The sequence below is a fragment of the Amycolatopsis sp. cmx-8-4 genome (genome assembly GCF_046548675.1).
Lineage (GTDB): Bacteria > Actinomycetota > Actinomycetes > Mycobacteriales > Pseudonocardiaceae > Amycolatopsis.
Map to the genome: position 1 here is coordinate 151,538 of NZ_JAEBDZ010000017.1, position 25,277 is coordinate 176,814.

Annotated in this window: 21 protein-coding genes and 2 pseudogenes; 15 read left to right on the forward strand and 8 right to left on the reverse strand. The window is 72.2% G+C overall.

Annotated features, from left to right (window positions below):
- Positions 1 to 68 precede the first annotated feature (68 nt).
- The 5 genes from ACLJQZ_RS31550 (at position 69) to ACLJQZ_RS31570 (ending at position 7,278) form a co-directional block, all read left to right on the forward strand.
- Entirely contained in the window at positions 69 to 836 is a 768-nt protein-coding gene (locus tag ACLJQZ_RS31550) for a sigma-70 family RNA polymerase sigma factor (RefSeq protein ID WP_410623485.1), read from the forward strand.
- A 145-nt stretch (positions 837 to 981) separates the two neighbouring features.
- Complete coding sequence (locus ACLJQZ_RS31555) at positions 982 to 3,366, forward strand: ABC transporter permease subunit (protein ID WP_410623486.1); 2,385 nt, start codon at positions 982 to 984, stop codon at positions 3,364 to 3,366.
- 27 nt (positions 3,367 to 3,393) lie between these two features.
- The gene (locus tag ACLJQZ_RS31560) at positions 3,394 to 4,362 is read left to right on the forward strand and encodes a glycine betaine ABC transporter substrate-binding protein (RefSeq protein ID WP_410623487.1); all 969 of its coding nucleotides are present in this window, start codon (positions 3,394 to 3,396) and stop codon (positions 4,360 to 4,362) included.
- A gap of 170 nt (positions 4,363 to 4,532) precedes the next feature.
- Positions 4,533 to 6,665, forward strand: coding sequence for a SpoIIE family protein phosphatase (locus tag ACLJQZ_RS31565; RefSeq protein WP_410623488.1), 2,133 nt, complete (start codon positions 4,533 to 4,535; stop codon positions 6,663 to 6,665).
- Positions 6,666 to 6,867: 202 nt separating this feature from the next.
- A complete protein-coding gene (locus ACLJQZ_RS31570) occupies positions 6,868 to 7,278 on the forward strand; it encodes an STAS domain-containing protein (protein ID WP_410623489.1) in 411 nt (136 codons plus the stop codon).
- Positions 7,279 to 7,351: 73 nt separating this feature from the next.
- Here the strand turns inward: ACLJQZ_RS31570 and ACLJQZ_RS31575 are convergent, their stop codons facing one another.
- The 5 genes from ACLJQZ_RS31575 to ACLJQZ_RS31595 form a co-directional block, all read right to left on the reverse strand.
- Positions 7,352 to 7,864: an ArsR/SmtB family transcription factor gene (locus ACLJQZ_RS31575; RefSeq protein ID WP_410623490.1), complete on the reverse strand. Its 513-nt coding sequence runs from the start codon at positions 7,862 to 7,864 to the stop codon at positions 7,352 to 7,354.
- 81 nt (positions 7,865 to 7,945) lie between these two features.
- Entirely contained in the window at positions 7,946 to 8,122 is a 177-nt protein-coding gene (locus ACLJQZ_RS31580) for a hypothetical protein (RefSeq protein WP_410623491.1), read from the reverse strand.
- A 306-nt stretch (positions 8,123 to 8,428) separates the two neighbouring features.
- Entirely contained in the window at positions 8,429 to 9,712 is a 1,284-nt protein-coding gene (locus ACLJQZ_RS31585) for a fatty acid desaturase family protein (protein ID WP_410623492.1), read from the reverse strand.
- A gap of 31 nt (positions 9,713 to 9,743) precedes the next feature.
- Positions 9,744 to 10,841, reverse strand: a complete 1,098-nt coding sequence (locus ACLJQZ_RS31590; RefSeq protein ID WP_410623493.1) for a ferredoxin reductase — start codon at positions 10,839 to 10,841, stop codon at positions 9,744 to 9,746.
- Between the two features lie 110 nt (positions 10,842 to 10,951).
- Positions 10,952 to 11,374 carry a pyridoxamine 5'-phosphate oxidase family protein gene (locus ACLJQZ_RS31595; RefSeq protein ID WP_410623494.1) on the reverse strand — a complete coding sequence of 141 codons (423 nt, stop codon included), beginning with the start codon at positions 11,372 to 11,374 and terminating at the stop codon, positions 10,952 to 10,954.
- A gap of 82 nt (positions 11,375 to 11,456) precedes the next feature.
- Here ACLJQZ_RS31595 and ACLJQZ_RS31600 point away from each other — a divergent pair, with 82 nt between their 5' ends.
- On the forward strand, positions 11,457 to 12,383 hold the full coding sequence (locus ACLJQZ_RS31600; RefSeq protein ID WP_410623495.1) for an AraC family transcriptional regulator: 927 nt from the start codon (positions 11,457 to 11,459) through the stop codon (positions 12,381 to 12,383).
- 12 nt (positions 12,384 to 12,395) lie between these two features.
- Here the strand turns inward: ACLJQZ_RS31600 and ACLJQZ_RS31605 are convergent, their stop codons facing one another.
- Positions 12,396 to 13,850 carry a phospholipase D-like domain-containing protein gene (locus ACLJQZ_RS31605; RefSeq protein ID WP_410623496.1) on the reverse strand — a complete coding sequence of 485 codons (1,455 nt, stop codon included), beginning with the start codon at positions 13,848 to 13,850 and terminating at the stop codon, positions 12,396 to 12,398.
- Positions 13,851 to 14,016: 166 nt separating this feature from the next.
- On the opposite strand from ACLJQZ_RS31605, the pseudogene ACLJQZ_RS31610 reads away from it, so the two are divergent.
- The 4 genes and pseudogenes from ACLJQZ_RS31610 to ACLJQZ_RS31625 form a co-directional block, all read left to right on the forward strand.
- Positions 14,017 to 15,693, forward strand: a pseudogene (locus ACLJQZ_RS31610) (potassium transporter Kup); the annotation flags it as partial.
- Positions 15,694 to 15,785: 92 nt separating this feature from the next.
- Complete coding sequence (locus ACLJQZ_RS31615) at positions 15,786 to 15,965, forward strand: KUP/HAK/KT family potassium transporter (RefSeq protein ID WP_410623497.1); 180 nt, start codon at positions 15,786 to 15,788, stop codon at positions 15,963 to 15,965.
- A gap of 84 nt (positions 15,966 to 16,049) precedes the next feature.
- Complete coding sequence (locus tag ACLJQZ_RS31620) at positions 16,050 to 16,775, forward strand: TetR/AcrR family transcriptional regulator (RefSeq protein WP_410623498.1); 726 nt, start codon at positions 16,050 to 16,052, stop codon at positions 16,773 to 16,775.
- Complete coding sequence (locus ACLJQZ_RS31625; RefSeq protein ID WP_410623499.1) at positions 16,759 to 18,240, forward strand: glycosyltransferase family 39 protein; 1,482 nt, start codon at positions 16,759 to 16,761, stop codon at positions 18,238 to 18,240. The genes ACLJQZ_RS31620 and ACLJQZ_RS31625 overlap by 17 nt, the downstream gene beginning before the upstream one ends.
- Here ACLJQZ_RS31625 and ACLJQZ_RS31630 read toward each other — a convergent pair.
- Positions 18,228 to 18,356 carry a hypothetical protein gene (locus tag ACLJQZ_RS31630; protein ID WP_410623500.1) on the reverse strand — a complete coding sequence of 43 codons (129 nt, stop codon included), beginning with the start codon at positions 18,354 to 18,356 and terminating at the stop codon, positions 18,228 to 18,230. The two genes, ACLJQZ_RS31625 and ACLJQZ_RS31630, sit on opposite strands and share 13 nt — an antisense overlap.
- On the opposite strand from ACLJQZ_RS31630, the pseudogene ACLJQZ_RS31635 reads away from it, so the two are divergent.
- Positions 18,334 to 18,513 (forward strand): annotated as a pseudogene (locus tag ACLJQZ_RS31635) (helix-turn-helix domain-containing protein); the annotation flags it as partial. The gene ACLJQZ_RS31630 and the pseudogene ACLJQZ_RS31635 sit on opposite strands and share 23 nt — an antisense overlap.
- A gap of 17 nt (positions 18,514 to 18,530) precedes the next feature.
- Here ACLJQZ_RS31635 and ACLJQZ_RS31640 read toward each other — a convergent pair.
- Positions 18,531 to 19,595: a serine hydrolase domain-containing protein gene (locus ACLJQZ_RS31640; RefSeq protein ID WP_410623501.1), complete on the reverse strand. Its 1,065-nt coding sequence runs from the start codon at positions 19,593 to 19,595 to the stop codon at positions 18,531 to 18,533.
- 154 nt (positions 19,596 to 19,749) lie between these two features.
- Here ACLJQZ_RS31640 and ACLJQZ_RS31645 point away from each other — a divergent pair, with 154 nt between their 5' ends.
- The 4 genes from ACLJQZ_RS31645 (at position 19,750) to ACLJQZ_RS31660 (ending at position 25,170) form a co-directional block, all read left to right on the forward strand.
- The gene (locus ACLJQZ_RS31645) at positions 19,750 to 20,643 is read left to right on the forward strand and encodes a TIGR03619 family F420-dependent LLM class oxidoreductase (RefSeq protein ID WP_410623502.1); all 894 of its coding nucleotides are present in this window, start codon (positions 19,750 to 19,752) and stop codon (positions 20,641 to 20,643) included.
- Positions 20,644 to 20,801: 158 nt separating this feature from the next.
- Positions 20,802 to 24,002, forward strand: a complete 3,201-nt coding sequence (locus ACLJQZ_RS31650; RefSeq protein ID WP_410623503.1) for a family 78 glycoside hydrolase catalytic domain — start codon at positions 20,802 to 20,804, stop codon at positions 24,000 to 24,002.
- 13 nt (positions 24,003 to 24,015) lie between these two features.
- Positions 24,016 to 24,630 (forward strand): hypothetical protein, encoded by a 615-nt coding sequence (locus ACLJQZ_RS31655; protein ID WP_410623504.1) that lies wholly within the window; start codon positions 24,016 to 24,018, stop codon positions 24,628 to 24,630.
- Between the two features lie 69 nt (positions 24,631 to 24,699).
- Positions 24,700 to 25,170, forward strand: coding sequence for a MarR family winged helix-turn-helix transcriptional regulator (locus tag ACLJQZ_RS31660; RefSeq protein WP_326948912.1), 471 nt, complete (start codon positions 24,700 to 24,702; stop codon positions 25,168 to 25,170).
- The last annotated feature ends 107 nt before the right edge of the window (positions 25,171 to 25,277 follow it).

A 25,277-nucleotide genomic window follows, 5' to 3' on the forward strand; every position in this document is an offset into this window, starting at 1 on the left:
TGCACGTGCAAGAGCGTGAGCAGCGGCACGGGCAAGGGCATGAGCAAGAGCATGGGCGAGGGGGAGCGGTGATCGACGTGGTATCGGCGGAGGCCGGGGCGAGGGATGTCCCGGACGACGCGGTCCTGATCGAAGCGGTGCGCGGCGGGGACGTCGCGGCGTACGGCCGGCTGTACGACCGGCACTACGTCGCCGCCCGCCGGGTGGCGGCCGCGATCGCGGCCGACGCGGCGGAGCGGGACGACCTGATCGCCGAAGGATTCACCCGCGTACTACGGATTCTGCGCTCGGGAGAGGGGCCGGACGAGGATTTCCGGCCCTATCTCCTCACCACGATCCGGAACACGATGATCACCTGGCGCCGGCACGACGCGTCCGTCTCGGTGGTCGCCGAGGTGCCGGACGTGCTGCCGAGCGCGGGCAGCGACGAGCAGGTGGGCAGCCGGCTGCACGCCACCGTCGCCGCGGCCGCCTTCGCCGGCCTGCCCGAGCGGTGGCGGATCGTGTTGTGGCGGACGGAGATCGAGGGCGAGTCGCCGGCGCGGATCGCGCGGGACCTGGGGATGTCGCCGAACAGCGTCGCGGCGCTGGCCTACCGCGCCCGGGAGGGGCTGCGTCAGGCCTATCTGGACCAGCACGTCCCGGCGTCGCAGCGGCGGAACTGCCGCGACGTCGGCGGCCAGCTGGGCCGGTGGGTGCGCGACGGGATCGGGCACCACAAGGCGAGCCGGATCCGGACGCACCTCGACGGCTGCGCGGACTGTCAGGAGCTGGTCGCCAGTCTCCGGCGGCTCAACGAGGAGCTGCCCGCCGCGGTCGCGCACGTCGCGGCCTGATCAGGGCGGTGGACAGGAACCCGCCGACGTGCTGGGCTTGGGGTCCAAGCCGGACTGGGGCGGTCGGTGAATTTCCGCCCCTCGACGCCCGAGGAGCGCGGCCCTGAGCCTTTCCGAGTACCTCCGCGAGAACTGGATCGACGTCGTGAACGACGCGATCCTCCACGTGGACCTCACCCTGGCGGCGATGGCGCTGGCCGTGCTGATCGGGATGACGCTCGGGCTGCTCACCTACCGGCGGCGGTGGCTCGGCTCGATCGCGACCACGACGACCGCGGCGTTCCTGACCATCCCGTCGATCGCGTTGCTGGGCATCCTGATCGGCCCGTTCGGGCTCGGGCTGACGAACGTCCTGTGCGCGCTGGTGCTCTACGCGCTCCTGCCGATCACGCGCAACACGATCGTCGGGCTGCGCGGGGTCGACCCGGCCGTGGTGGACGCCGCCCGCGGGATGGGGCTCGGCCGGGCGCGGCTGCTGTGGCGCGTGCGGCTGCCGCTGGCCTGGCCGGTGATCCTCTCCGGCATCCGCGTCTCGACGCAGATCACCATCGGGATCGCCGCCATCGGCGCGTACGTCAAGGGCCCCGGGCTCGGCAACGAGATCTTCGACGGCCTCGGCCGGTTCGGCTCGGTGAACTCGCTGAACCAGGTGCTGACCGGGACGCTCGGGATCGTGGTGCTGGCGCTGCTGTTCGACCTGGCGTTCGTGCTGGTCGGCAAGCTGACGACGTGGCGGCGTCCGCTCGCCCGGGAGGCCGCGGCGTCGGCCGACGCCGCGGGCACCGCCGGCGAGACGATCGAGCTGCGGGACCTGAGCAAGCGGTACCCCGGCCAGGCGGCGCCCGCGGTCGACCGCCTCACGATGCGGATCCCCGCGGGCGAGATCGTCGTGCTGACCGGGCCGTCCGGCTGCGGCAAGACGACGACCATGCGGATGATCAACCGGCTCGTCGAACCCACCTCGGGTGTCGTCACGGTCGGTGGCACCGACGTCTCGGCCCTCGACCTCGACGAGCACCGGCGCCACACCGGGTACGTCATCCAGCAGGTCGGGCTCTTCCCGCACCTGCGGGTGGACGCCAACATCGGCGTGGTGCCGCGGGTGCTCGGCTGGACCCGGCGCCGCGTCGCCGCCCGCGTGGGCGAGCTGCTCGACGTCGTCGGCCTGACCCGCGAGCACGGAACCCGGTACCCGCGTGAGCTTTCCGGCGGCCAGCAGCAGCGCGTCGGTGTCGCGCGGGCGATGGCCGCGGACCCGCCGGTGCTGCTGATGGACGAGCCGTTCGGCTCCACTGACCCGATCACCCGCGCCCGGCTGCAGGACGAGTTCCTGCGCCTGCAACGGGACGTGCGCAAGACGATCGTGTTCGTCACGCACGACTTCGACGAGGCGCTCAAGCTCGGCGACCGGATCGCCGTGCTGCGGCCGCGGTCGGTGCTCGCGCAGTACGGCACGCCCCAGGCGATCCTCGCCGCGCCGGCCGACGACTACGTCGCGGCCTTCGCCGGCTCGAAGCGGAACCTGAAGCGGCTCGCGCTGATCCCGGTGGCGGACCTCGAACTCGGCGCGCCGGCGGACGGCCTGCCCGCGGTCTCGCACCGGTCCACCCTGCGGGACGTGCTGGACACCATGGTGCGCACCGGAAGCACCGCGGTCGTCGTCACCGAAGGCGAACGCGCCCTGGGCGTGTGCGACGTGCCGCGCCTGATCGCGGCGCTCCAGCCTGCGGAAGGGACGCCCACGCCCGCGGTCCCGGACGCCGGGGGAGCGCCCGATCCGCGTCCGGACACCGAGGCGCCCGAACGGTCCCGAAGCCGGCTCGGGCTGCTGGTGCGCCCGGTCCTGCTCGCCCTCGGGCTGCTGGCGCTCTTCCTGATCGTGCGCGCGCAGCCGCTCGACTCGATCGAACAGCGCTACCTCAACGCCGGCGAGATCTTCACCGAACTGGGCGCGCACCTGCGGCTCACGCTGATCTCGACGGTCTGCACCATCGTCATCGCCCTCCCGCTCGGCATCCTGCTCACCCGCGCGGGCGCCCGCTGGGCCCGGCCGGTCGGGCTGGGGCTGGGCAACCTCGGCCAGGCGATCCCGTCGATCGGGCTCGTCGTGCTGCTCGCGCTCTGGACCGGCACCGGAACCGCCACGGCGGTGACAGCGCTGGTCGTCTACGCGACGTTGCCGGTGCTGCGCAACACGATCGTCGGGCTCGACGGCGTCGACCCGACGCTCGTCGACGCCGCGCGGGGCATGGGCATGACGAAGACGGCGATCCTGTGGCGGATCGAGCTGCCGCTGGCCGTCCCGGTGATCCTCGCCGGGATCCGGACGGCGCTGGTGCTCACCGTCGCGAGCGCGACGCTGGCCACCTTCATCGACGGCGGCGGTCTCGGCGGCGGGCTCGTCGCCGGGATCGGGCTGTACCGCCCGATCCTGAGCCTGACCTTCGGCATCGTCGTCGCCGCGCTGGCGCTCTTCGCCGACTGGCTGGGCCTGGTCGCCGAGGAGGCCCTGCACCCGCGCGGCATGTAGCTCCACCACTTCAAGGAGGCCCCACCCATGCTCCAGCGCACGACAGCCGCCGTCCTCGCGTTCGTCGCGGCGGCGGCGCTCACGGCCGGGTGCACGATCGGCAAGGACGAGACCGGCGCCCAGGTGGGCGCGGGATCCATCAAGAAGATCGACGCGCTGAGCGGCGCGCAGATCCGCGTCGGCTCCAAGGAGTTCGACGAGCAGCTGCTGCTCGGCCAGATCGCGATCGTCGCGCTGCAGGCGGCCGGGGCGAGCCCGCAGGACAAGACCAACATCACCGGCTCGAGCAACGTCCGCCAGGCGCTCACCAGCGGCGCGATCGACCTGTACTGGGAGTACACCGGCACCGCCTGGATCAGCTACCTCAAGCAGACCAAGCCGATCGCCGACCCGCAGGCGCAGTACGACGCGGTGAAGCAGGCCGACGCGGCGAACAAGGTCACCTGGTGGGCGCGCTCGCCGGCCAACGACACCTACGCCCTCGCCGGCAACCCGGCGGCCCTCGCCAAGACCGGCGTCAAGACGATCTCGGACTACGCGGCGCTCGCGCAGAAGGACCCGGCCGCGGCCTCGACCTGCATCGGGCCGGAGTTCAAGAGCCGGGACGACGGCTTCCCGGGTGTGGAGAAGACCTACGGGTTCACCTTGCCCGAAGCCCAGGTGCACGTGCTGAACGACGCCGTCGTCTACACCAGCATCGGCAAGGGCGACCCCTGCGGCTTCGGCTCGGTGGCCTCCACCGACGGGCGCGTGGCCGGGCAGAAGCTGACCGTGCTCGACGACGACAAGCACTTCTTCCCGACCTACAACCCCGCCATCTCGATCACCTCGGCGATCGCCCAGAAGTACCCGCAGCTGGAGCAGGTCTTCACGCCGATCGCCGCGAAGCTCGACACCGCGACGCTCACCGACCTGAACAAGCAGGTCAGCGTGGACGGCCGGAAGCCCGCCACGGTGGCCCACGACTGGCTGAAGGCGGTGGGCTTCATCAGCTGAACCGCCCCGCCGGCGGGGCGGTCGGTATACTTCGACCGGCGGGTGACGCGCACCGTGGTGGGCGTCACGTGTCGACGAGGCTTGAGAAGACAGGCACACCGTTGACGAGCGGGCCGGACCGCTCAGCGCCTGACCGGACTTCAGGTACCAACGGAAGCGAGAGCAGGCCGATGTCTTCAGCGAGCGCCGAGCGGATGGCCGGTGACCCGGCCCCGGCGGATGCCGACCTGCGGGACCTGTTCGGTCAGTCCACCGCGTTGTTCGCCTCGCTGAGCGGGCCCGCCCACGTGCTGGAGGCCGCGAACCCGGCGTTCGGCAAGGCCGTCGGCAGTGTCGGCCGGCTGGCGGCCGGCCGCCCGCTCGGGGAGCTCGTGCCGGAGCTGACCGGGCAGGGCCTGCTCGACCAGCTCGACCGCGTCTACCGCACCGGGCAGCCGTTCACCGGCCGCGACGCCCGGGTGCTGCTGGGGACCGGGACCGAGGTCCGGGAAGCGTTCTTCGACTTCACCTACGAACCCCGCCGGGACGCCGCCGGCGCGGTGAACGGCGTCCGCGTCATCGGCGTCGAAACCACCCAGATCAAGCACGCGCAGCGGCTCACCGCCGAGCACCGCGCCCTCCTCGAGCAGATTGCCCGGCAGGCCCCGCTGGCCGACGTGCTCGAGGGCATGGCCGCCACCATCGAGCACCTCACGCCGGACGTGCTCGTCTCGGTGCTGCTCGCCGACCCGGACGGCCGCCACCTGCGTCACGGCGCGGCGCCCAGCCTGCCGGGCTTCTACAACGACGCCATCGACGGGATCGCCACCGGCGAAGGCGTCGGCTCCTGCGGCACCGCCGCCCACCGCCGGCAGACGGTGATCGTCACCGACATCGGCGAAGACCCGTTCTGGGCCGACTTCCGGGACCTGGCCGGCCGCGCCGGGCTGGCGGCCTGCTGGTCGACGCCCATCCTCGGCCGCGACGGCCGGCTGCTCGGCACGTTCGCCATGTACCACCGCGCGCCCCGCGCCCCGCAGGCCAACGACCTGGCCCTCGCGCGCCTGTTCGCCGAGACGGCCGCACTGGCCATCGAACGGCACGAGGCCGAGCGGGCCCGGCTGGTCGCCGAGGAGAAGGAACGGGCGATCCGCGACGACCTCGCCTTCCTGCTCCACGCCAGCACCGCCCTCGCCGCGGAGCTGGACCACGTCCAGAACCTGCAGCAGCTCGCGGACCTCTACGTCCCCAAGCTCGCCCCGCTGGCGGTCGTCGACATCGTCGAAGACGGCCACCTGCGCCGTGTCGCCCGGGCCGCCGCCGACCCGTCGCCCGCCGAGCGGGACCCGGAGATCGGCGGCACCGTCGCGGGCGTGCTGTCCTCGGGGCGGACCGTGCGCGGGGCGGGGCCGGGTTTCACCGAGTCCCTGTGCGTCCCCCTCACCGAACGCGGGCACACCTTCGGCGCGGTGACCCTGTTCACCACCGGTGACCACCCGTTCGACGAGCACGCCGTCACGCTGGTCGAAGAGCTCGCCCGGCGCGCGGCGTCGGCCGCCCGCAGCGCCCGCCAGTACCACCAGCGGGTCCGGCTCGCCCGTGACCTGCAGGCCGGCCTGCTCATGCCCGACCTGCCCGAGGTGCCCGGCACCGAGCTCGCCACCTTCTACCACCCGGCCGGCGAAGGCCTGGAGATCGGCGGCGACTTCTACGACGTGTTCGAGCTGGACGACCGCACGTGGGCGTTCATGCTCGGCGACGTCTGCGGGCGGGGCGCCAACGCGGCGACCACGACCGCGCTGATCCGGCACACGGCCCGCGCCGTCGCGCCGCTGCTGCGGGACCCGACCGCCGTGGTCACCGCCATCGACACCGCGCTCAGCAACCGGCCGCACGCGCACGGCACCGATTTCGCGACGCTCGTCTACGGCCACCTCGGCCGCGACGGCGACGGGCTCGTGCTCGACCTCATCCGGGCCGGCCACAACCTGCCCCTGCTGCTCGACGCCGACCACCGCATCCACGAGCTGGACATCCCCGGCCGCCTGCTGGGCATCCACACCACACCGCGGCTCACCGAGCGGCGGATCCGGCTGCGGCCGCACGAAAGCCTCATCCTGCTCACCGACGGTTTCCTCGAAGCCCGTGACCCACGCCGGGAAGAGTTCGGCGACCAGCGGCTCGTCGACGCGGTGGCCGCCGCGCCCCGCCACGCGACCGCCCAGCAGCTCCTGCACGCGATCACGTCCGCGGTCCGGGCGTTCACCGGCGAAGCCGAGGCGGCCGACGACCAGGCCGCCCTGATCATCACCGCCCGTGACTGACCGGCATCCGGTACGACGGTTGGTCATCCACTCACCGGAACGGTGCTGCGTCGGACGTGGCGCGGCGGTACCGTCGTAAGGCAGCGGTTCCGCCCGGGAGCCGTCGCACCCCGAACCCGCGGTCCCCGCCTGGGGCCGGCGTGCGACCGGACTGGTGCCCCGGTGGTTTGGCCTCACGGTCCACCCGAGGAGGCCGCCCGTCGTGTCCGAAACCCGGTCGCCCGACCCGTCCGGATCGACCGCGTGCTTCCGCATCACGACCAGCGCCGGCGCGACCGTCCTGGCGGCGGCCGGTGAACTCGACCTCAGCGTCACCGGCCGGCTCGCCGCACTGCTGGACCGCGAGTTCGGCCTGGGCCCGGCGGCGATGGTGTTCGACGCGACGGCGGTGACGTTCTGCTCGGCGCGCACTGTGACCATCCTGGTGACGACCGCCGCCGACGCGAAGGCCGCTGGGATCCCGTTCGCGATCGTGACCCGCAGCAGCGCCGTCCTGCGCCCGCTGACAGCGCTGGGGCTGGAGCGGGAGCTGCCGGTGCACGGCGACCTCACCCAGGCGCTCGCGTGGCTCGAGCTGCTGCCCCAGCTGGCCGAGCCGGTGACCGAAAGCTAGGCCGCGGCGCTTCCGCCGTCAGCCGCAGGCCCGTTTCGAGTTCGGACCAGGCCCTCGGCCAGCAAGAAGTGCGTCACGGTTCGTTCCCCTCAGCCGGACTTTCCGGGTCCTCCGGTCGCGCCTGCCGCGGGAACGTCGACCAGTGCGTGATCACGTTGTCGTCGCCCGGGCGCGCGTCCCGGCGGTAACGGTCGATCACCGCTTCGACCTCGGCACTCATCGCCGCGGTCTCCTCGTTGTGCCACCGGTCCATCCACCGCGGGAGCTTGCTGAGGAACTGCGTCTCGGCCTGGTAGCGCTGCTCGAGCGAGGACCGCAGGAACGTGTTGAGCGGACCGGCCAGGTCGGGATCGTCGATGAAGTCGACGGCCCGCATCCGGGTGGACTCCTGCGCCGAGCGCCACCAGCGTTCGCGCTTGTTCCCGCGTCCGGTGTCCTCCTCGACCAGGCGGGCTTCGGCCAGCAGCCGCAGGTGCCAGCTGGTGGTCCCCGAGCTTTCGCCGACCCGCTTGCCCAGCCCGGTCGCCGGGCCGTCCGCCTGCAGCAGTTCGAGCATCCGCAAGGGGTGGCCCAGCGCGCGCAGCATCCGCGCGATCTATGGAAGCTTCGGCTCGCGATCCGCCGTCAGTGGAGCCGGACGTCGTGGCGGTGCCGGACTGAGCCCGGATCAGCGCCCGCCCGAGGTCGCGCGGAGGTGGACCTCGATGAACACCCGCAGGTAGCGATCGGCCGGTGCCGGCGGTGAAGACGCGGCCGTCGGGGCCTCGAACCAGTCGGCGCCGGGGAAGAACGCGCGCTGGTGCTCACCGGCAGGTCGACCGATGTGGTGCCCCGCGCGGCCCACGCCTCCTCGAAATCGGCTTCGCGGGGTGCGCCACTCATGATCAAGGTCGAGGAGCTTCGAGGGCTGGTTCCGCCGACGATCGGCTGGGGCGCGACTCGCCCTCGCAGCGGCCGGTCCGAGTCTTCCCGAACGTCACGAACCTGCCGTCGCGGCCGGCCGCCGACAGCGGTCCACAGTGGACCGAAAGTGTGTGCCCGCACGGGTTCGTGGTCGGCCGCGAGACCGATCAGGTCCTGGGCGCCGCGCTGCCGAGCGTCGGCGCCCAGGACCTGATCGACCTCGTCACGCGCCACGGCGTGAGCCCGGTCAGGCGGCGCGCTTCACCTCGTCGCCCGGGTAGGGGCCCGGCTTCGGGCGGGGCTTGCCGCCCGGGAAGGCGAGCCGCAGGATCGTGCGGTGCACCGTGCCGAGCTGGCGGGAGAACGGCCCGGTGTTGTACGGCAGGCCGTAGCGCCGGCAGATCTCGCGGACCTGCGGGGCGATCTCGGCGTAGCGGCTGCTGGGCATGTCCGGGAACAGGTGGTGCTCGACCTGGTACCCGAGGTTCCCGCTCATCAGGTGGAACAGCGGGGAGCCGGTGATGTTCGCCGCGCCGACGAGCTGCCGGACGTACCAGCCGCCGCGGGTCTCGTCGCGCACTTCGTCCTGGCCGAACGTGTAGGTCTGGTCCGGGAAGTGGCCGCAGAAGATGATCGAGTGCGCCCACAGGTTGCGGATGATGTTGGCCGTGAAGTTCGCCCAGAACGTCGCGGCGAACGTGCCGCCGCCTTCCGCGCGGATCGCCTCGAGCTGGGCGCGCACCGCGCCCTTCCGGCGCCGGCCACCGGCCCGGTCCGCCAGGACCCGCAGCCGGGAGCGGGGTTCGGGCCGCGCGAGCCGCCCCACGGCCGTCGCGGCGAGGGCGCTCACGAGCGGCCAGCCGACGTAGTCCTTCAGGATCTGGTCGCGGGCCTTGCCCGAGATGCCCTTGATGTCGTGCCACACGTCCTTCATCGGCTTCTCGCCGGAGCGGATGGCTTCGACGTCGAGGTCGTGGACCGCGACACCCCACTCGAAGAAAGCCATCAGCAGCAGGTTGTACAGCGGCTGCGCCAGGTACGCCGGGTGCCACTTCTGGTGCGGGTCGATGCGCATGATCTCGTAGCCGAGATCTTTGTCCTTGCCGCGGATGTTGGTGTAGGTGTGGTGGATGAAGTTGTGGGAGTGCTTCCACGCCGCCGCCGTCGAGGCGGTGTCCCAGTCCCAAGTGGACGAATGGATGTAGGGATCGTTCATCCAGTCCCACTGGCCGTGCAGGACGTTGTGCCCGATCTCCATGTTCTCCAGGATCTTCGCGACGGCCAGGCAGCCGGTGCCCGCCAGCCACGCCGGCTTGGACCGGGAGCCGAGCAGCAGGGCCCGGCCGGCCACCGCGATCTGGCGGTGCAGCTTGATGACGCCCTTGATGTAAGTGCGGTCGCGCTCGCCAAGATCGCCGCGGACCTGGTCGTGGATGGCGTCGAACTCGCGGGCGAGTTCGTCGAGCTGGTCCGCGCTCAGGTGCGCGAACGGGTGGGCGACTTCCAGGGACTGAGCCGTCTGCGTCGACATGGGTTCCTTTCTCCGCTCAGGGTTCGACCGTTCAGAGTTCGACCGTGACCGGGCCTTCGGCGCCGTTCACGCAGGTGCGCACGATCTCGTTGGTCAGCTGGCTGACGACGTTGGTGCGCAGGTCGCGGATCCGGCCGTCCCGGATCGGCAGCACGCAGGTGTGGCAGACCCCGACCCGGCACCCGAAGGGCATGTCGACGCCCGCGTTCTCGCCCGCGACGAGGATCGGCGTGCCGGGCGGGCAGTCCGCGTCGACGTTGCGGTGCGCGAACCGCACGGTGCCGCCCGCGCCGTCGGCGGCGTCGCCCCCGACGATCGGTTGGAACCGTTCGTGGTGCAGCCGTTCGACGTCGCCGTGGCTTTTCCAGTGCGCCTGCAGCGCGTCGAGCAGCTCACCGGGACCGCAGGCGTAGGTGTCCCGGTCGCGCCAGTCCGGGCACAGGGCGTCCAGATCGGCGGGGGAGAACCGGCCGTCGCGGCTGGTGATGCGCAGCTCCAGGCGAAGGCCTTCGTGCTGCTTTTCCAGCGCGGCCAGCTCGTCGCCGAAGGTGACGCCGTCGGTTTCCCGCGCCGAGTGCACGTGGACGACGTCGCGCAGGCCGGGACCGTGGCCCAGGTGGCGCAGCATGCTCATCACCGGCGTGATGCCGCTGCCCGCCGTGACGAACAGCAGGCCGCGGTCGAGCCGGTCCGGCAGGGTGAACGCCCCTTCGACCTCGCCGAGCCGCACGACCTCGCCGGGCCGGGCCCGCTCGACCAGGTACGGCGAGACGACCCCGCCGTCGACCTTCTTGGGGGTGACCGAGATGAGCCCGTCCGCGCGGTCCGGGCTCGACGTCAGCGAGTACGCCCGCCAGTGGTGGACGCCGTCGATGACCACGCCCAGCCGCACGTACTGCCCGGGCCGGTGCCCGACCCAGTCGAAGCCGGGCCGGATCAGCACGGTGGCGGCGTCACCCCGTTCGGGTACGACGCGCTCTACGCGGCCGCGCAGCTCCCGGGTCGACCACAGGGGGTTGATCAGCTCGAGGTAGTCGTCCGCCCGCAACGGGGTGAACAGCCAGCGCACGGCACGCAAGGCCCGGCGCCGCAGCGGCGACGCCGGGGGCCGCATCCCCACTTCGGCCATCAGGCACCGCCCCGCTCGCGGCCGGCGGTCACGACCTCGTGGGACCAGGTGGTGGCGATCATGCTGATTGAGTGTACAGGCGTGCACTCAACTCGCAGCCTGAGCGGCGATCAGTACGTGTAGCGGCGCACGGACTCCGGGTGGATCACCAGGCGAAGCTGATCGACGGCCAGGATTCCGGCGAGGTCGGCGGCCCGGGCCGGGTCTTCGAGGTCCCAGTAGCGGGCGGCCAGGCGGCGGGCCAGGTCGTGGGCTCCGCCGGGCTCCAGCGTGGTGCGGCCGGCGACCGAAACCCACCGCTCGCGTTCACCCACCGGCGCGGCGACGACGATCGAGGCGCGCGGGTCGCGGCCCAGGCGTCGCACCTTGAGCGCGTCCGGTTCGGTGAACAGCTGGAGCGTGCCGTCGGGAGCGGCCTCGAACCACACCGGCCGGGGCTGCGGCGGAACCGGGCCCGCGGCCACGGTCAGGAAGCCGTGCAGGGGGCGGCGGAGGAACTCGAGGTCTTCGGCGGTCAGGGCGTCGGTGCTCATGACGCCGATTGAACCCGGACGGCTCGGACGATCCCATAGGTGAAAGCCCGGATCGCCTGTCCATTCGTCTAATCTCGGCCGGGTGGACGTGTTCGACGACCTGATCCGCGGGGTGCGGGCCCACGGCTCACTGTTCGGCAGTTCGACGCTGTCCCCGCCCTGGGCCCTGGAGTTCGTGGACGGCGCGCCGCTGACCCTGTGCACCGTCCTCGGCGGGGCGGGCTGGATCGTGCCGGAGCACGGCCCGCCCGAGCCGCTGCGCGCCCGCGAGACGGTCGTCGTGCGCGGGCCCGCGACGTTCACCTTCGTCGACGAGGTCGGTACCCGGGCCGCGCCGGTGGCGTGCGGCGAGTTCTGCGCGACGCCCGAGCAGGGCGGCACCCGCCACCGGCTCGGCTGGGCCGACGACGACGGCGGCGAGACGACGCTGATCGTCGGCGCGTACCCGGTGCGCGGCGAGCTCAGCCGCCGGCTGCTGGACGCGCTGCCCGTCGTGCTGCGCGCGGCCGGCGGCGGCACCGGTGACGCCGTGCTGGACCACCTCGCGGCCGAGGTCGCCGTCGACGCGCCGGGCCAACAGGTGGTCCTCGACCGGCTGCTGGACTGGATGCTGGTCTGCACGCTGCGCGACTGGTTCGACCGGCCCGGGAGCGGGGCACCGGCCTGGTGGGCCGCCCAGCGCGACCCGGTGGTCGGCGACGCGCTGCGCCTGCTGCACGCCGAACCGGCGGCGCCCTGGACGGTCGCGGCACTGGCGGCCCGCACCGGTGTCTCGCGGTCGACGCTGGCGAAGCGGTTCGCGGACCTCGTCGGCGAGCCACCGCTGACGTACCTGACCCACTGGCGGATGACCCTCGCGGCGGATCTGCTGACCGAGCGGGAAACCGCCACCATCGCGGACGTCGCCCGCGCGGTGGGGTACGCCGATCCGTTCGGGTTCAGCGCGGCGTTCAAGCGGGTCCGCGGCGCCAACCCGAGCGAGTACCGGCGCGCGGCTTCCAACGCTTGAAGCGCACGGTCGTCAGCCGTCCACCAGCAGTCCCCGCAGCGGGCCCTGGAGCCGGCCGGCCCGGCGGGAGACGCCGGGGAGCAGCACCAGCCGGTGGGTGCGGGGCTCGCCCCGGCGTTCCCGCTCCGCCTGTTCTTCGGCGAGGGGCCGCCAGAGGTCGTCGACGACGTCCGCCGGGTCCTTGTCCAGTTCTTCCACCGGGCGGCCCAGGTGCTCGGCCCACAGCCGCAGCCGCGTCGCGCGGATCAGTTCCCGGTCGTCGGTCGCGATGTTGACCTCGGTGTCGTTGAACAGCGAGTGCTCGTTGAGGTTCGCGGACCCGACGGTCAGCCACTCGTCGTCCACGATGCCGAGCTTCGCGTGCACGTACACCGGCGCGGCGGTGTCGCCATCGTGCGCGCTGATCGTCGTGGCCAGCAGCCGGTTGTTGCCGTCGTCGGCGTCGACCAGGCGGCCGAGCTGGCCGCGGGTGGTGTCGGCGCCGTTGCTGGGCTTGCGCGGCAGCAGCAGGACGACGCGGAAGCGGTCCTCGGGCGGGTGGCGCAGCTTGTCGAGCAGCACCTCGGCGATCTCGGGGGACCACAGGAACTGGTTCTCCAGGTAGATCAGCCGCCGCGCCGACCGCAGGGCCCGCAGGTAGCTGTCGAGGATGGTGAACTCGCCCTTCGGTGCGAAGTCGTAGGTGTTGTTCGGCACCGTCCGCAGCAGCTGCACCCGGGTCTCGCCGGCCGGTTCGGGCACCTTCGGCGCCGGCAGCTCTTCGCCCGCCACCTCGGTCCACCGGTGCCGGAGGTGCTCGGCGACGTCGGCGACGATCGGTCCTTCGAGCCGGGACACCAGGTCGTGCCAGCCGATCTGCCGCGGCGGGTGGTCGGGGCTGTCGTGCCGGTCGCCTTCGAGCGCGGTGAAGTCGACACCGCCGACGAACGCGACGACGTCGTCGACCACCACCAGCTTTTCGTGGTGGCAGTGCAGGGTCCGCTCCCGCGAGTCCAGCACGCAGCGCACGCCGGTGCCCTCGGTGAGCTTCCGCTGCTCGTCCTTCGCGAGGCCCCGCGTCGGCTTGAAGGCCGGGACGGGCGGCCCGCCCCACAGCAGGACCCGCACGTCGACCCCGCGGCCGGCGGTCTCGGCGAGCAGCTCACGCAGGGTGGGCGCGCCCGGCTCGCGGGTCAGCCGGAAGTCCGCGCTCGCGTGCCAGTTGGCGATGTGGACGTGGGACTTCGCGTGCCGGATGGCGTCCTGGATAGCCGGCAGCGCCTCTTCGCCGTCGATCAGGATCTCGACGCGGTTGCCGTCGCGGACCGCGGCCCGGCCGCCGAACCGGCCGTCCGCGCCGCCGGGCTCGAGGACGTCACCCCAGCCGAGCCCGCGCAGCCGCCGCCGGTGGTGGGCGCACAGGACGTGCTCGAGCCGGTCGCCCAGCCGCTCGTCCGCCTTGTCCAGGAAGGAGTGGAATGTCGTCACCCCTCCATGGCACTACAGATCGGCCCGGCCCGCCGCGCAGTGACGCTCCGCTACCCGGTCGGCGCGTCGCGGGCCGGGCGCCGGGGGAGCGGCCCGGGTGTCGGTAGGGTCCGGCACGGTGCACCGGGCGACGAGGGTCCTGGCTGCCTGCTCGGAGAGGAACGTCATGGCTGATCAGAACCCGGCCGCCGATCCGGTGGCCCCGGGACACGCGCCGAGCGGGCGCGAGGCCGTGCGGCTCGCCGTGGTCATCGGGGCCCTGGGCGTGGTGTTCGGCGACATCGGGACCAGCCCGATCTACACCCTGCAGACGGTGTTCAGCCCAAGCGACCCGCACCCCGTCCCGGTGAGCACGGACAACGTCTACGGCGTGGTGTCGCTGATCTTCTGGTCGGTGATGATCATCGTCACGGTCACCTACGTGCTGCTGGCCATGCGCGCCGACAACGACGGCGAGGGCGGCATCATGGCCCTCATCACGCAGCTGCGGCGCTGGAGCGGGCAGCGCGGCGCCCGGACCGCGCTGGTGCTGTCCGGCGTCGGCATCTTCGGCGCGTCGCTGTTCTTCGGCGACAGCATGATCACCCCGGCGATCTCGGTGCTGTCCGCGGTCGAGGGGCTGAAGATCGTCCAGCCCTCGTTCGACGAGCTGGTCGTGCCGATCACCGCCGTCATCATCGTGGTGCTGTTCCTGTTCCAGCGCAAGGGAACCGCGACCGTCGGGCGGCTGTTCGGGCCGGTGATGATCCTCTGGTTCGTCACGATCGGGGCGTTCGGCATCGGCGGGATCGCGAACCAGCCGGAGATCCTCAAGGCCCTGCTGCCGACGTACGCCCTGGGGTTCCTGGCCGGGCACTTCGGCATCGCGTTCTTCGCGCTGGCCGCGATCGTGCTGGCCGTCACCGGCGCCGAAGCGCTTTACGCCGACATGGGCCACTTCGGCCGGCGGGCGATCACCCGGGGCTGGCTGTTCCTGGTGCTGCCCGCGTGCGTGCTCAGCTACCTCGGGCAGGGCGCGCTGATCCTGAAGGACCAGGCCAACGTCAGCAGCCCGTTCTTCCTGCTCGTGCCCAGCTGGGCCCGGCTCCCGCTGGTCCTGCTGGCCACCGCGGCGACCGTGATCGCGTCCCAGGCCGTCATCACCGGCGCGTACTCGGTCACGGCGCAGGCCGCCCGGCTCGGCTACCTGCCCCGGCTGCGGATCCGGCACACCTCGGAGTCGAACATCGGGCAGATCTACGTCCCGTGGATCAACTGGCTGCTGCTGGTCTCGGTGCTGACGCTGGTCTTCGCGTTCCGCAGCTCGGCGGCGCTGGCCTACGCGTTCGGCATGGCCGTGACCGGCACGATCACCATCATGACCCTGCTGTTCTTCTACGTCGCGCGCGTGAAGTGGGGCACGCCGAAGTGGCTGATCGGGCTCGGCGCGACCGTACTGCTGTCGGTGGACCTGCTGTTCGTCGCGGCCAACCTGACCAAGCTGATCCACGGCGCGTGGCTGCCGCTGCTGATCGCCCTCACCGTGTTCACCGTGATGACCACGTGGCAGCGGGGCCGGCAGATCGTCACGGCGGAGCGCGAAGGGCACGAGGGCTCGCTGCGCGAGTTCATCGATGACCTGGAGAACGACAAGCCCGTCACCCAGCGCGTCCCGGGCACGGCCGTCTTCCTCAACCGCGGCAAGGTGACCGCGCCGCTGGCGATGCGGGCCAACGCGGAGCACAACCACGTCCGGCACGAGCACGTCGTGATCGTCTCGATCGAGACGGAGCCGGTGCCCCGGGTGCCGGAGGACGAGCGCACGGTCGTCGACGACCTCGGCCACGCCCACGACGGCATCACCCACGTCAGCGCCCGGTTCGGCTACATGGAGCGCCCCGACGTCCCCGCAGCGCTGAGGTCCCTCGAGCCGGCGGAGACGGAGGGCGGCTGCAGGTGGACGACGCGTCGTACTTCCTGTCGAAGATCGAGCTCCAGCTCGGCGACGCGAAGACGATGGCGAGCTGGCGCAAGCGGCTGTTCATCGCCACGTCGTTCATCACCGCGGACGCGGCCGAGCAGTTCGCGCTGCCCCGCGACCGCACGGTCGTGATGGGCTCGCACATCGAGGTGTAGAACCGAGCGACAGCCCGCGGGGCGGCCATTGCGGTCGGCCCGCGGGCTCTTGACTGACTGACTCGTTCAGTCAATACTCACCGCATGCGCGGACGGGTACAGCCGCGGCCGTTGGGCGAGATCGCCGCGGCCGCGGCGCGGGTGTTCACCGGCAAGGGGTACAAGGCGGCCGGGATCTCCGACGTGGCCGCCGTGCTCGGCCTGAGCCACGGTGCCCTCTACACCTATGTGGACAGCAAGGAAGCCTTGCTGTACCTGGCCTTTCTGCACCTCGCCGAACCGGAGACGCTGGCCGGGCTGACCATTCCGGTCGGCAGTCCGGGGCCGGCGGGCATCGCCGGGATCGACGCGCGGTCGGTCGCGTCCGCCGGCTTTCCGGCGCTGGACGCCGCCCTCGGCCGGCGCGGCAAGCCGGTGGCCGAGGAGCTCGGCGGGATCATCGACGAGCTGTACGCCTACATCGAAGGCCACCAGGGACTGCTCGCGCTGGTCGAGAGCTGCGCGCGGGACATCCCGGAACTCGCCGAGCTGCACTTCGTGCGCGGCCGGCGCGTGGTCCTCGACCAGCTCGGCGACTACCTGCGCCGCCGCATCCGCTCCGGGCACCTGCGTCCGGTCCCGGACGTCCCGACCTCGGCGCGGTTCCTCGTCGAGTCCGTCGCCTGGTTCGCCTGGCACCGCCACGGTGACCAGGACTCGTTGATGCTCAAGGACGACGACTGCCGGCGCACGGTGCGCCACCTGTTGCTGGCCGCGTTCCTGCCGGCCGAGCCATCTCCTGGGGGAAATGACGATGACACAGACGGCTGAGGACGCCCGGGAAACCGGACCCCGCGTGGCGTGGCGGCCGGTCCTGCTGATCGCCGGCGTGGTCGCGGTGATCCACCTGGCCGTGGCCGCCCGCTACGGCTGGCACCGCGACGAGTTCTACTACGTGCTCACCGGCCGCCACCCGGCCTGGGGGTACGTCGACCAGCCGCCGGTGACGCCGGTGCTGGCGCGACTGGCCGCCGCGCTGCCCGGCGGGGTGTTGCCGCTGCGCGTCCTGGCCATCGCGGCCGCGGCCGGGTGTGTGCTGCTGGCCGCGAAACTCGCCGCTGAGCTCGGCGGACGTCGGCGGGCCCAGCTCGTCTCGGCCGCCGCGGTGGCGGCCTGCCCGGCTTTCGTGGCCGCGTCGGCGTTGTTCGGCACCACCGTCGTCGACCAGGTGTGCTGGCTGGCCGTGCTGGTCGCGACGGCGCGGGCGCTGCGGCTGGGCACGATCCCGGCGTGGCTGCTCGCCGGCCTGCTCGCCGGGGTGGGGCTGGAGAACAAGGACACCATCGCCGCGCTGCTCGTCGGCATCGGGCTCGGCCTGGTCGTCACCCGGCGCGCGGTGCTGCGCACGCCGGGGCCGTGGCTGGCCGCCGTAGTGGCGCTGCTGATCGCGTTGCCGAACATCCTGTGGAACGCCTCCTACGGCTGGCCGTGGCCGGCCGTGCGGATGGCCGGGGTGCTGTCCGGCCGGGAGGGCAACGCGCTCACCCAGGTCCCGTTGCTGCTGCTGGTGTTGACCGGTCCGCCGCTGCTCTGCCTGGGGGTGATCGGCGTACGCCGGTTGTGCACCGGCGCGGGCCGGCCGCACCGGTGGCTGCTGGTCGTGGCGATCACCGCGGTGGTGTTCATCGCCGTCACGTCGGGCAAGTCCTACTACGCGGCCCCGATGCTGCCCGGCCTGTTCGCCGCCGGCGCGGTGGCGGTGGAAACCGCGAACACGCGGGACGGCCGGCGGTCGTGGCCCCTCGCGATCGCCGCCACGGCCGTGTTCGCGATCGTGATCGGCCTGCCCGTGTTCCCGCCGAAGATCACGAACCGCATCGGCTTGAGCAGCACCGTGATGGAGACCTACGGCTGGCCCGAGTACATGCGCCAGATCGTCGCGGTCGCGGACCGGTACCCGGCCGACACGGTCATCTTCACCAGCAACTACGGCGAAGCCGGCGCGCTGAGCACCCTCGGCCCCGCCGAGGGCCTGCGCAACCCGGTCGCCAGCGGCCACAACGCCTACGGGTTCTGGGGGCCGCCTCCGGGCAGCGACGCCACCGTGGTGTGCGTCGGCGAGTTCACCCCCGCCTACCTGCACCGGTTCTGGGCGCAGGTGACGGAGATCGCGCCGCTCACCCTGCCCGACGGCCTGTCGAACGAAGAGGTCGAGAAGGGCGCGGCGAGCTACCTGTGCCGGCAGCCGCGCGGGACCTGGACGCAGCTGTGGCCGGAGCTGGCTCACCTGGGCTGAGCGGACTCGGCGTCGCGGCGCCAGCCGAGCCAGCCGCGGCACAGGAAGTACGACACCACGAGGATCACGACGAAGCCGAAGTCGACGTACCCGCTGACCATGCAGGAGACGCACATCGCCCGCATGGTCGCCACCGGCGCGACGTCCACCGAGATCGCCGCGCGGCTGTTCCTCAGCCCCCGCACCGTGGATGCCCACCTGCGCAACATCTTCCGCAAACTCGGCATCACGTCCCGCAGGCAGCTGCGGAACCAGCCGGGCCTCGACGTCTGACGCCCAGGCCCGGCCGGTCAGCCGAACGTGGCCAGCACGACGCTCAGCCCGCGGTCGTCGCCCAGCGGGCCTTGTTCCAGCATCCGGTTCATCACGTACGCCACGGTCATGCGGCGGTCGAAGTCGTTCATGACGAGCGACCCGCCCCAGCCGCCCCAGGAACAGCTGCGGCCCTGCACGGCGTAACCCATGCCGTACCGGATCCGGGCGCCCAGGACCTGGTCCTCGCCGGCGAACTGCTCCTCCAGGGCCCGCTCGCAGCCGGCCGCGGACAACAGCCCCCGGCCACCCGAGGTGAGCACCGACTGCACGGCGGCCACCGACCGCGCGTTGCCGAACCCGTTGGCGGACGGGATGTCCGCCCGCCGCCACGCCTCGGTGTTGGCCACTTCCGCGGGGACGTCCGGGTTGCCGGGCCCGCGGTCCGCGAACTCGGGCGCCCGCGTCGTGGCCGGGATGACCGGCGCGACCCGGTGGTCGTGCTCGGGCGCCAGCCCGATGTGGAAGTCGGCGCCCAGCGGCCCGGCCACCTCCTCGGCGAAGAACCGGCCGAGCCGGCGCCCGGTGACCCGGCGGATCACCTCGCCGGCCAGGTACCCCTGCGTGACGGCGTGATAGGCACCCACTGTGCCCGGCTCCGACGCGGGCGCCTGCGCCGCCAGCAGCGCGGTCATCGCGGGCCAGTCGTAAAGCCGCTCGACGGTCAGCGGCTCGTCCCAGGATGGCAGGCCCGCGGTGTGCCCGAGCACGTGCCGCACCAGCACCTCGTCCTTCCCGGCGGCGGCGAACTCGGGCCAGTACGCCGCCACGGGCGCGTCCAGGTCGAGCTCACCGTGGTCGGCGAGGATCAGCGCGCACAGCGCGGTCATCGTCTTGGTGGTCGACCAGACCGCGGTGATCGTGTCGCGCTCCCACGGCCGCGTCCGCGCCTCGTCGGCGTACCCACCCCAGAGGTCGACGACCGGCGCACCGTCCACGTACACCGCGACGGACGCCCCGACGTCGTCCTTGTCCAGCGACGCCGCCAAGGCGTCCCGCACCGCTTCGAACCGTTCGTCACACGTACCCTCGATGTGGGCCATGAGCGGTACCCAACCCCGTTTCCCCCCCGGCGCCAACGGATTAACGCAGGCCGTGATCAGCCGCGCCGCCGAATTACTTGAACGAACAACCAGATGCGAGTAGTAGTGGCAGCAGGACCTCCATGATCCGATCGTTTCTCCAGGGGAGTCATTGATGCGCATTGGTTTCAGCCTTCCGGTGTTCGGCAAGGCGGCGGCCACGCCGGGTGGGGTCGCGCGCTACGCGCGGGCCGCCGAAGAGGCCGGGGCGGCCGGTCTGTGGGTGGGGGACCGGCTGTTGTCGCCGGTCAAGCCCGTGGTGCCCTACCCGGGTTACGAGACCATGCCCGACGAGTTCCGGACCGCCCAGGACCCGTTCGCCGCGCTGGCCGTCGCCGCGGCGGTGACCGAGAACGTGATCCTCGGCTCCAGCACCATCAACGCCACGCAGTACCAGCCCGCCAACCTCGCGCGGCTGCTGACCAGCATCGACGTCGCCAGCAACGGCCGGCTGTTGCCCGGGCTGGGCATCGGCTGGTCGCCGGACGAGTACGACGCCGTCGGCATCCCGATGTCCGAGCGCGGCAAGCGGCTCGACGACCTGCTCGACCTGCTCGACACCTGGTGGAGCAAGGACATCGTGTCCCACGAGGGTGTCGGCTACAAGATCGCGGAGTCGTACGTCGACCTCAAGCCGGTGCGGAAGCCGCCGGTGCACCTGGCCGGGTTCGGCGAGAAGTCGCTGCGCCGGGTCGCCGAGCGGGCCGACGGCTGGCTGCCGGTCTGGTCGATCCCCGAGGCGTTCCCCGCGGACGTGCTCACCTCGACCCTGGCCAAGCTCCGCGCCGACGCCGAGCAGGCCGGCCGTGACCCGGGGGCGCTGAGCGCGGCGCTGCGGGTGAACGCGGCCCCGGACACGAAGCCGGAGGACATCGCCGAGTCCGTCGTCAAGATCGTCTCGATCCTCGAGCCGGACCACACCTTCATCGACATCAGCTACCTGACCGGCAGTGTGGACGAGCACATCGACCTCACCGGCCGGTTGCTGGAACTGACCGCCCAGGGCTGAAATCCCCGGTGGCGGCTCGCCCGCGGGTGAGCCGCCACCGGAGCGGTCCCGACGAGTTCCGGTTGTCTGCGTCACCGGCGTGGTGATAAGATAACTTGAAACGTTTCAAATCGGCGAAGATTTGACGTCGGCCGGCTGCGGCCGCGAGTGGAGCGTCCATGCCCGGTCACCCCGCACGAGTCGCGCTCGCTTTCCTGTGCGCCTTGCTCTCGACGCTCTTCCTGGACACCTCCGCGCTCGCGGGGGACCGCGGCGCGGGGATCGAGGCCTACGACCTGCGCGCCGACAACGTTGTCAACCCGCTGGCCACCACCGGCGCTCCGACGCTGAGCTGGAAACTGCGATCCGGCCGATCCGGCGCGCGGCAGACGGCCTACCGGATCCTCGTGGCCAGCTCGCCCGGCCTGCTCGCGGCGCACCGCACCGACGTCTGGGACAGCGGCAAGGTCGTGAGCGGCGGCTCGGTTTCGGTGCCCTACCGCGGTGCGGCCGCCGCGGCCGGGAAACGGAGCTACTGGACCGTCGAGGTCTGGGATTCCCGCGGCGACGTGACGAAACCGGCCGCGCCCGCCTGGTGGGAGACCGGACCGGCGGACTGGGGGAGCGCCGCCTGGATCAGCCCGGACGCGGGGAGCGCGTACGCGTGGCAGGACTTCACCCTCGACCTCGACTTCACGATCAAGGCGGGGGCCGCGAGCGTCCTCTTCCGCGCCGCCGGCCCCGACGACTTCCTGATGTGGCAGGTCAACGCGGCCACGACGCCGGGCAAAGTGCTGCTGCGGCCGCACGTGAAGAGCCACGGCGCCTTCACCCTCCTCGGCGAGACCGACCTCGCGCCCGTCATCACCCCGGCCACCGTGAGCGCGCCGCACCACCTGCGTCTCGAAGCCCGCGGCGACACCGTCGTCACGTCGATCGACGGCACGCAGGTCGACTCCCGCACGGTCGGCGCGGCGACCACCGGGACCCTCGGCTTCCGGACGTCGGTCAGCCAGGGCACGGCCGAGGACGCCCGTTACGACAACATCTCCGTGCACGCGCTCGACGGCACACCGCTGTTCTCCGACGACTTCTCGGCCGTCCCGGACCCGCGCTTTCCCGGCGTCACCATCGCCGGCGGCCGGCTCGAACCGCAGGGTGACCCGGTCCTGCTGGCCCAGACGCCGGACGCGCCGTTGCTGCGCCACGAGTTCGTCCTGGACAAGCCGGTCGCGACGGCGCGGGCGTACGTCTACGGCCTCGGCTTCTACGAACTCCACCTCAACGGCGAGAAGACCGGCGACCAGGTCCTCTCGCCCGCCAGTACCCCTTACGACCAGCGAAACCTCTACGACTCGTTCGACGTCACCGGGCAGGTCCACACCGGGCGCAACGCCGTGGGCCTGTGGCTAGGCAACGGGTACGGCTCGCGGTTCAGCCAGTACGGCTTCCGGTGGACGGGCCCGAAACAGGGCATCCTCGCGCTCGCCGTCACCTTCACCGACGGGACGACCCGGACCGTCACCACCGACGACACCTGGCGCTGGTCCGACGGCCCGGTGACGGCCAACGACCTCTACGCGGGGGAGAGCTACGACGCGCGTCTGCAGCAGAATGGCTGGGACCGGCCCGGTTTCGCCGACGCGTCCTGGCACCCGGTTCGCACGGTCGCGGCGCCCAGCGCCTCCCTGACCGCCGCCACGGCGCCGCCGATCCGCGTGGTCCAGACCCTGCGCGCGGTGTCGGTGAAACAGCCCCGCCCGGGTGTCCACGTCTACGACTTCGGGCAGAACTTCGCGGGCTGGGCGCAACTCCGCGTCGCCGGGCCGGCCGGGACGACCGTGCGGATGCGCACGGCGGAGGAGGTCGGCGCCGACGGGATGCTCGACACCAGCACCAACCGGAACGCCGCCTCGACCGACTCCTACACGCTCGGATCCGCCGCGGGGACCCAGGTCTACGAGCCGCGGTTCACCTACCACGGCTTCCGCTACCTCGAGCTGACCGGCTTCCCGGGCACGCCGGACCTCGGCAGCGTCGCCGGCCGCGTCGCGCACGCCGACGTCGTGGCCACCGGGCACGTCGAGACGTCCGACCCGCTGCTGAACACGATCTGGGCGAACAACCGGCGCGCCGTCCTGAACAACTCGATGAGCCTGCCGACCGACAACCCGGTCCGCGACGAGCGGACGCCGCCGGGCATGGACGTGCAGGCCTACCACGACGCGGCCGTCCTCGACTTCGGCATGGACGGCTTCTACGGCAAGTACCTGCAGGACCTGCCGCCCGGCACGGCGCTGCCCAGCGACGCGGGCAACGCGCAGCTGCCGGACATGGGCGGCGGATCGGTCGACCTCGCGTGGTCGCTCTACGAGCAGTACGGCGACCTCGGGCGCCTCGCCGCGGCCTACCCGAAGATGACGGCGTTCGTGGACACCAACGCGGCCGCCTACCCGGGCCGCATCTGGCCGGACGACCGCGGGTTCGGCGACTGGTGCCCGCCCGACCGCGGCCCGAACGCCAACGGGGGTCAGGGAAACCCGTCGGCGGGTGACTGCTTCAGCGAGCGGTCGATCGTCAACACGGCGCTGTCGTTCCGGCAGGCCGACGACGTCGCGAAAGCCGCGCGAGCACTGGGGAACACCGCCGACGCGGCCCACTTCGCCGGACTGGCGACGTCGATCGCCGATGCCTTCAACGCGCACTTCCTCAACGCCGCAGGTAACACCTACGGCGACGGCCGCCAGACCACCAGCATCCTGCCGCTCGCCTTCGGCATCGTGCCGCCGGACAAGCTCGCCGCCGTCGGCGCGCAGCTCGTCGACACGATCCTGACGAAGAACGGCGGCCATCTCGACACCGGCATCTTCGGCACCCGCTACCTGCCCGAAGCGCTCGCCAAGGTCGGCCGGATCGACGTCGCGCTGACCGTGCTGGACCAGAAGACCTACCCCGGGTTCGGCTACGAGATCGGCCGCGGCGCGACGACGCCGTGGGAGCAGTGGACCTACCAGTCCGGCATGGAAACCCACGACCACGCCATGTTCGCGGGCATCAACGCCGCGCTGTACACGCAGTTCGCCGGGATCACCCCGGCCGCGCCCGGCTACGCCGCGATCGCTTTCGCGCCCCAGGTTCCCGCCGGCCTCGGGCACGTGGTGGCGTCGATCGACACGGTCCGCGGCCCGGTCTCCTCGGCGTGGACGCGGTCCGGGTGCCGGCTCGACCTGACCGTCACCGTGCCCGCCAACTCGACCGGCACGGTGACGGTCCCCGGTACGGGCGTGACGGCGCCGCCAGGGGCGTCGCCGTTGCCGGGGGCGAACCGGTTCTCCGTGGGCTCCGGTACCTGGACGTTCACCGCCCGCCACTGCGACTGACCGGGAGTCCCTCGTGAAGCGAATCCTCTTGGCCGCCTTGGTGGTCGCCGGTCTCGTCACCCCGGTCAGTGCGGCCGGCGCGGCCGTGAGTTACCCGAGTCTTGCCGCCGCCTTCGACAACGTCGGCGTCAGCACCGCCGCCCAGCCGGCCGCCGCTGACCTCGACGGGAGCGGCCACAGCCTCGTCGCCGAAGACCTGGCCGCCGCGGGCTGGACGCCCGGCCGCACGGTCACCGTCGACGGCGCACCGCTGGCACTGCCCGCCTACAGCCCGGGCTCGCCCGACAACGTCGTCGCCGCCGGTCAGCGGATCGAGGGTGCCTTTTCCGGTGCGGCGCTGTCGTTCCTGGTGACGAGCACGGGCACGGCGTCCGCCGGGACCGGGACGATCGAGTACGCGGACGGGCACGTCCAGGACTTCCGGCTGGGCGCGCCCGACTGGTACTTCGGGCCGGGTGACCGGATGACCGTGTCGTTCCCGCGGTGGAACACCCCGAGCGGGCCGAATGCGAGCCGCCCGCGTAGAGGATCGCGAACGCCGTCGCGACCGGGGCGGCGGCCGTACCCAGCGCCGAGACGACCGCACTCGCGAACCGCAGCCGGTAGTTGCGGCTTCGCCACACGTTGATTCTCCCCAAGACGTTTCAACCCGGATAGTGTCAATTGTGCTCATGAGGGTTGCGGCTACTCTGGTGGCGTGTCAAGTGAGATAACGCCGCCGTCCGGGGCGCAGCTGGCCGACGCGCTCATGCGCACCACGCACGCGCTGCGGCGGTACGCCGGGCAGCCCTACCAGCAACGCGGCTGGTCCACGTCCCGGGTGCTGCTGATGCTCGCCGTCGACGAAGCGGGCACGCCGCGGATGGGCGAGCTGAAGGACCGGCTCGGCGTCACCGGCCGGTCGATCACGTCCCTGGTGGACGGCCTGGAGGACGAAGGCCTGCTGCGCCGGTGCGACGACCCCGGCGACCGCCGCTCCACCCGGCTCGAGATCACCGCCAAGGGCCGCGAACACCTCGGCGAGATCAAGGCCCTGCACGACGCGCACGCCGAACACACCTTCGCCGTCCTCGGCGCCGCCGAGCGCAGCGCCCTGCTCGACACGCTGGGCCGGCTCCGCGACCACGTCGCGGGGCGGCTGCCGGAACCCGGCGAAGACGCGTCTTGAGCACCGCGTCGCACAACCGTTGCACGTTCGTCTGAGCGGCCGCGAAGCCTGGCGAGTTGCTGGTCTGGACCCGCATTCTGCATCGATTGTGAATCGGTTGTACCGTC

Excerpts from the sequence above, each read along its gene's own strand:
- ACLJQZ_RS31560 (WP_410623487.1), top strand. The coding sequence starts at position 3,394 with ATGCTCCAGCGCACGACAGCCGCCGTCCTCGCGTTCGTCGCGGCGGCG.
- ACLJQZ_RS31565 (WP_410623488.1), top strand. The coding sequence starts at position 4,533 with ATGTCTTCAGCGAGCGCCGAGCGGATGGCCGGTGACCCGGCCCCGGCG.
- ACLJQZ_RS31575 (WP_410623490.1), bottom strand. The coding sequence starts at position 7,864 with ATGCTGCGCGCGCTGGGCCACCCCTTGCGGATGCTCGAACTGCTGCAG.
- ACLJQZ_RS31585 (WP_410623492.1), bottom strand. The coding sequence starts at position 9,712 with ATGTCGACGCAGACGGCTCAGTCCCTGGAAGTCGCCCACCCGTTCGCG.
- ACLJQZ_RS31590 (WP_410623493.1), bottom strand. The coding sequence starts at position 10,841 with ATGGCCGAAGTGGGGATGCGGCCCCCGGCGTCGCCGCTGCGGCGCCGG.
- ACLJQZ_RS31595 (WP_410623494.1), bottom strand. The coding sequence starts at position 11,374 with ATGAGCACCGACGCCCTGACCGCCGAAGACCTCGAGTTCCTCCGCCGC.
- ACLJQZ_RS31620 (WP_410623498.1), top strand. The coding sequence starts at position 16,050 with ATGCGCGGACGGGTACAGCCGCGGCCGTTGGGCGAGATCGCCGCGGCC.
- ACLJQZ_RS31625 (WP_410623499.1), top strand. The coding sequence starts at position 16,759 with ATGACACAGACGGCTGAGGACGCCCGGGAAACCGGACCCCGCGTGGCG.
- ACLJQZ_RS31630 (WP_410623500.1), bottom strand. The coding sequence starts at position 18,356 with ATGTGCGTCTCCTGCATGGTCAGCGGGTACGTCGACTTCGGCTTCGTC.
- ACLJQZ_RS31640 (WP_410623501.1), bottom strand. The coding sequence starts at position 19,595 with ATGGCCCACATCGAGGGTACGTGTGACGAACGGTTCGAAGCGGTGCGG.
- ACLJQZ_RS31645 (WP_410623502.1), top strand. The coding sequence starts at position 19,750 with ATGCGCATTGGTTTCAGCCTTCCGGTGTTCGGCAAGGCGGCGGCCACG.
- ACLJQZ_RS31650 (WP_410623503.1), top strand. The coding sequence starts at position 20,802 with ATGCCCGGTCACCCCGCACGAGTCGCGCTCGCTTTCCTGTGCGCCTTG.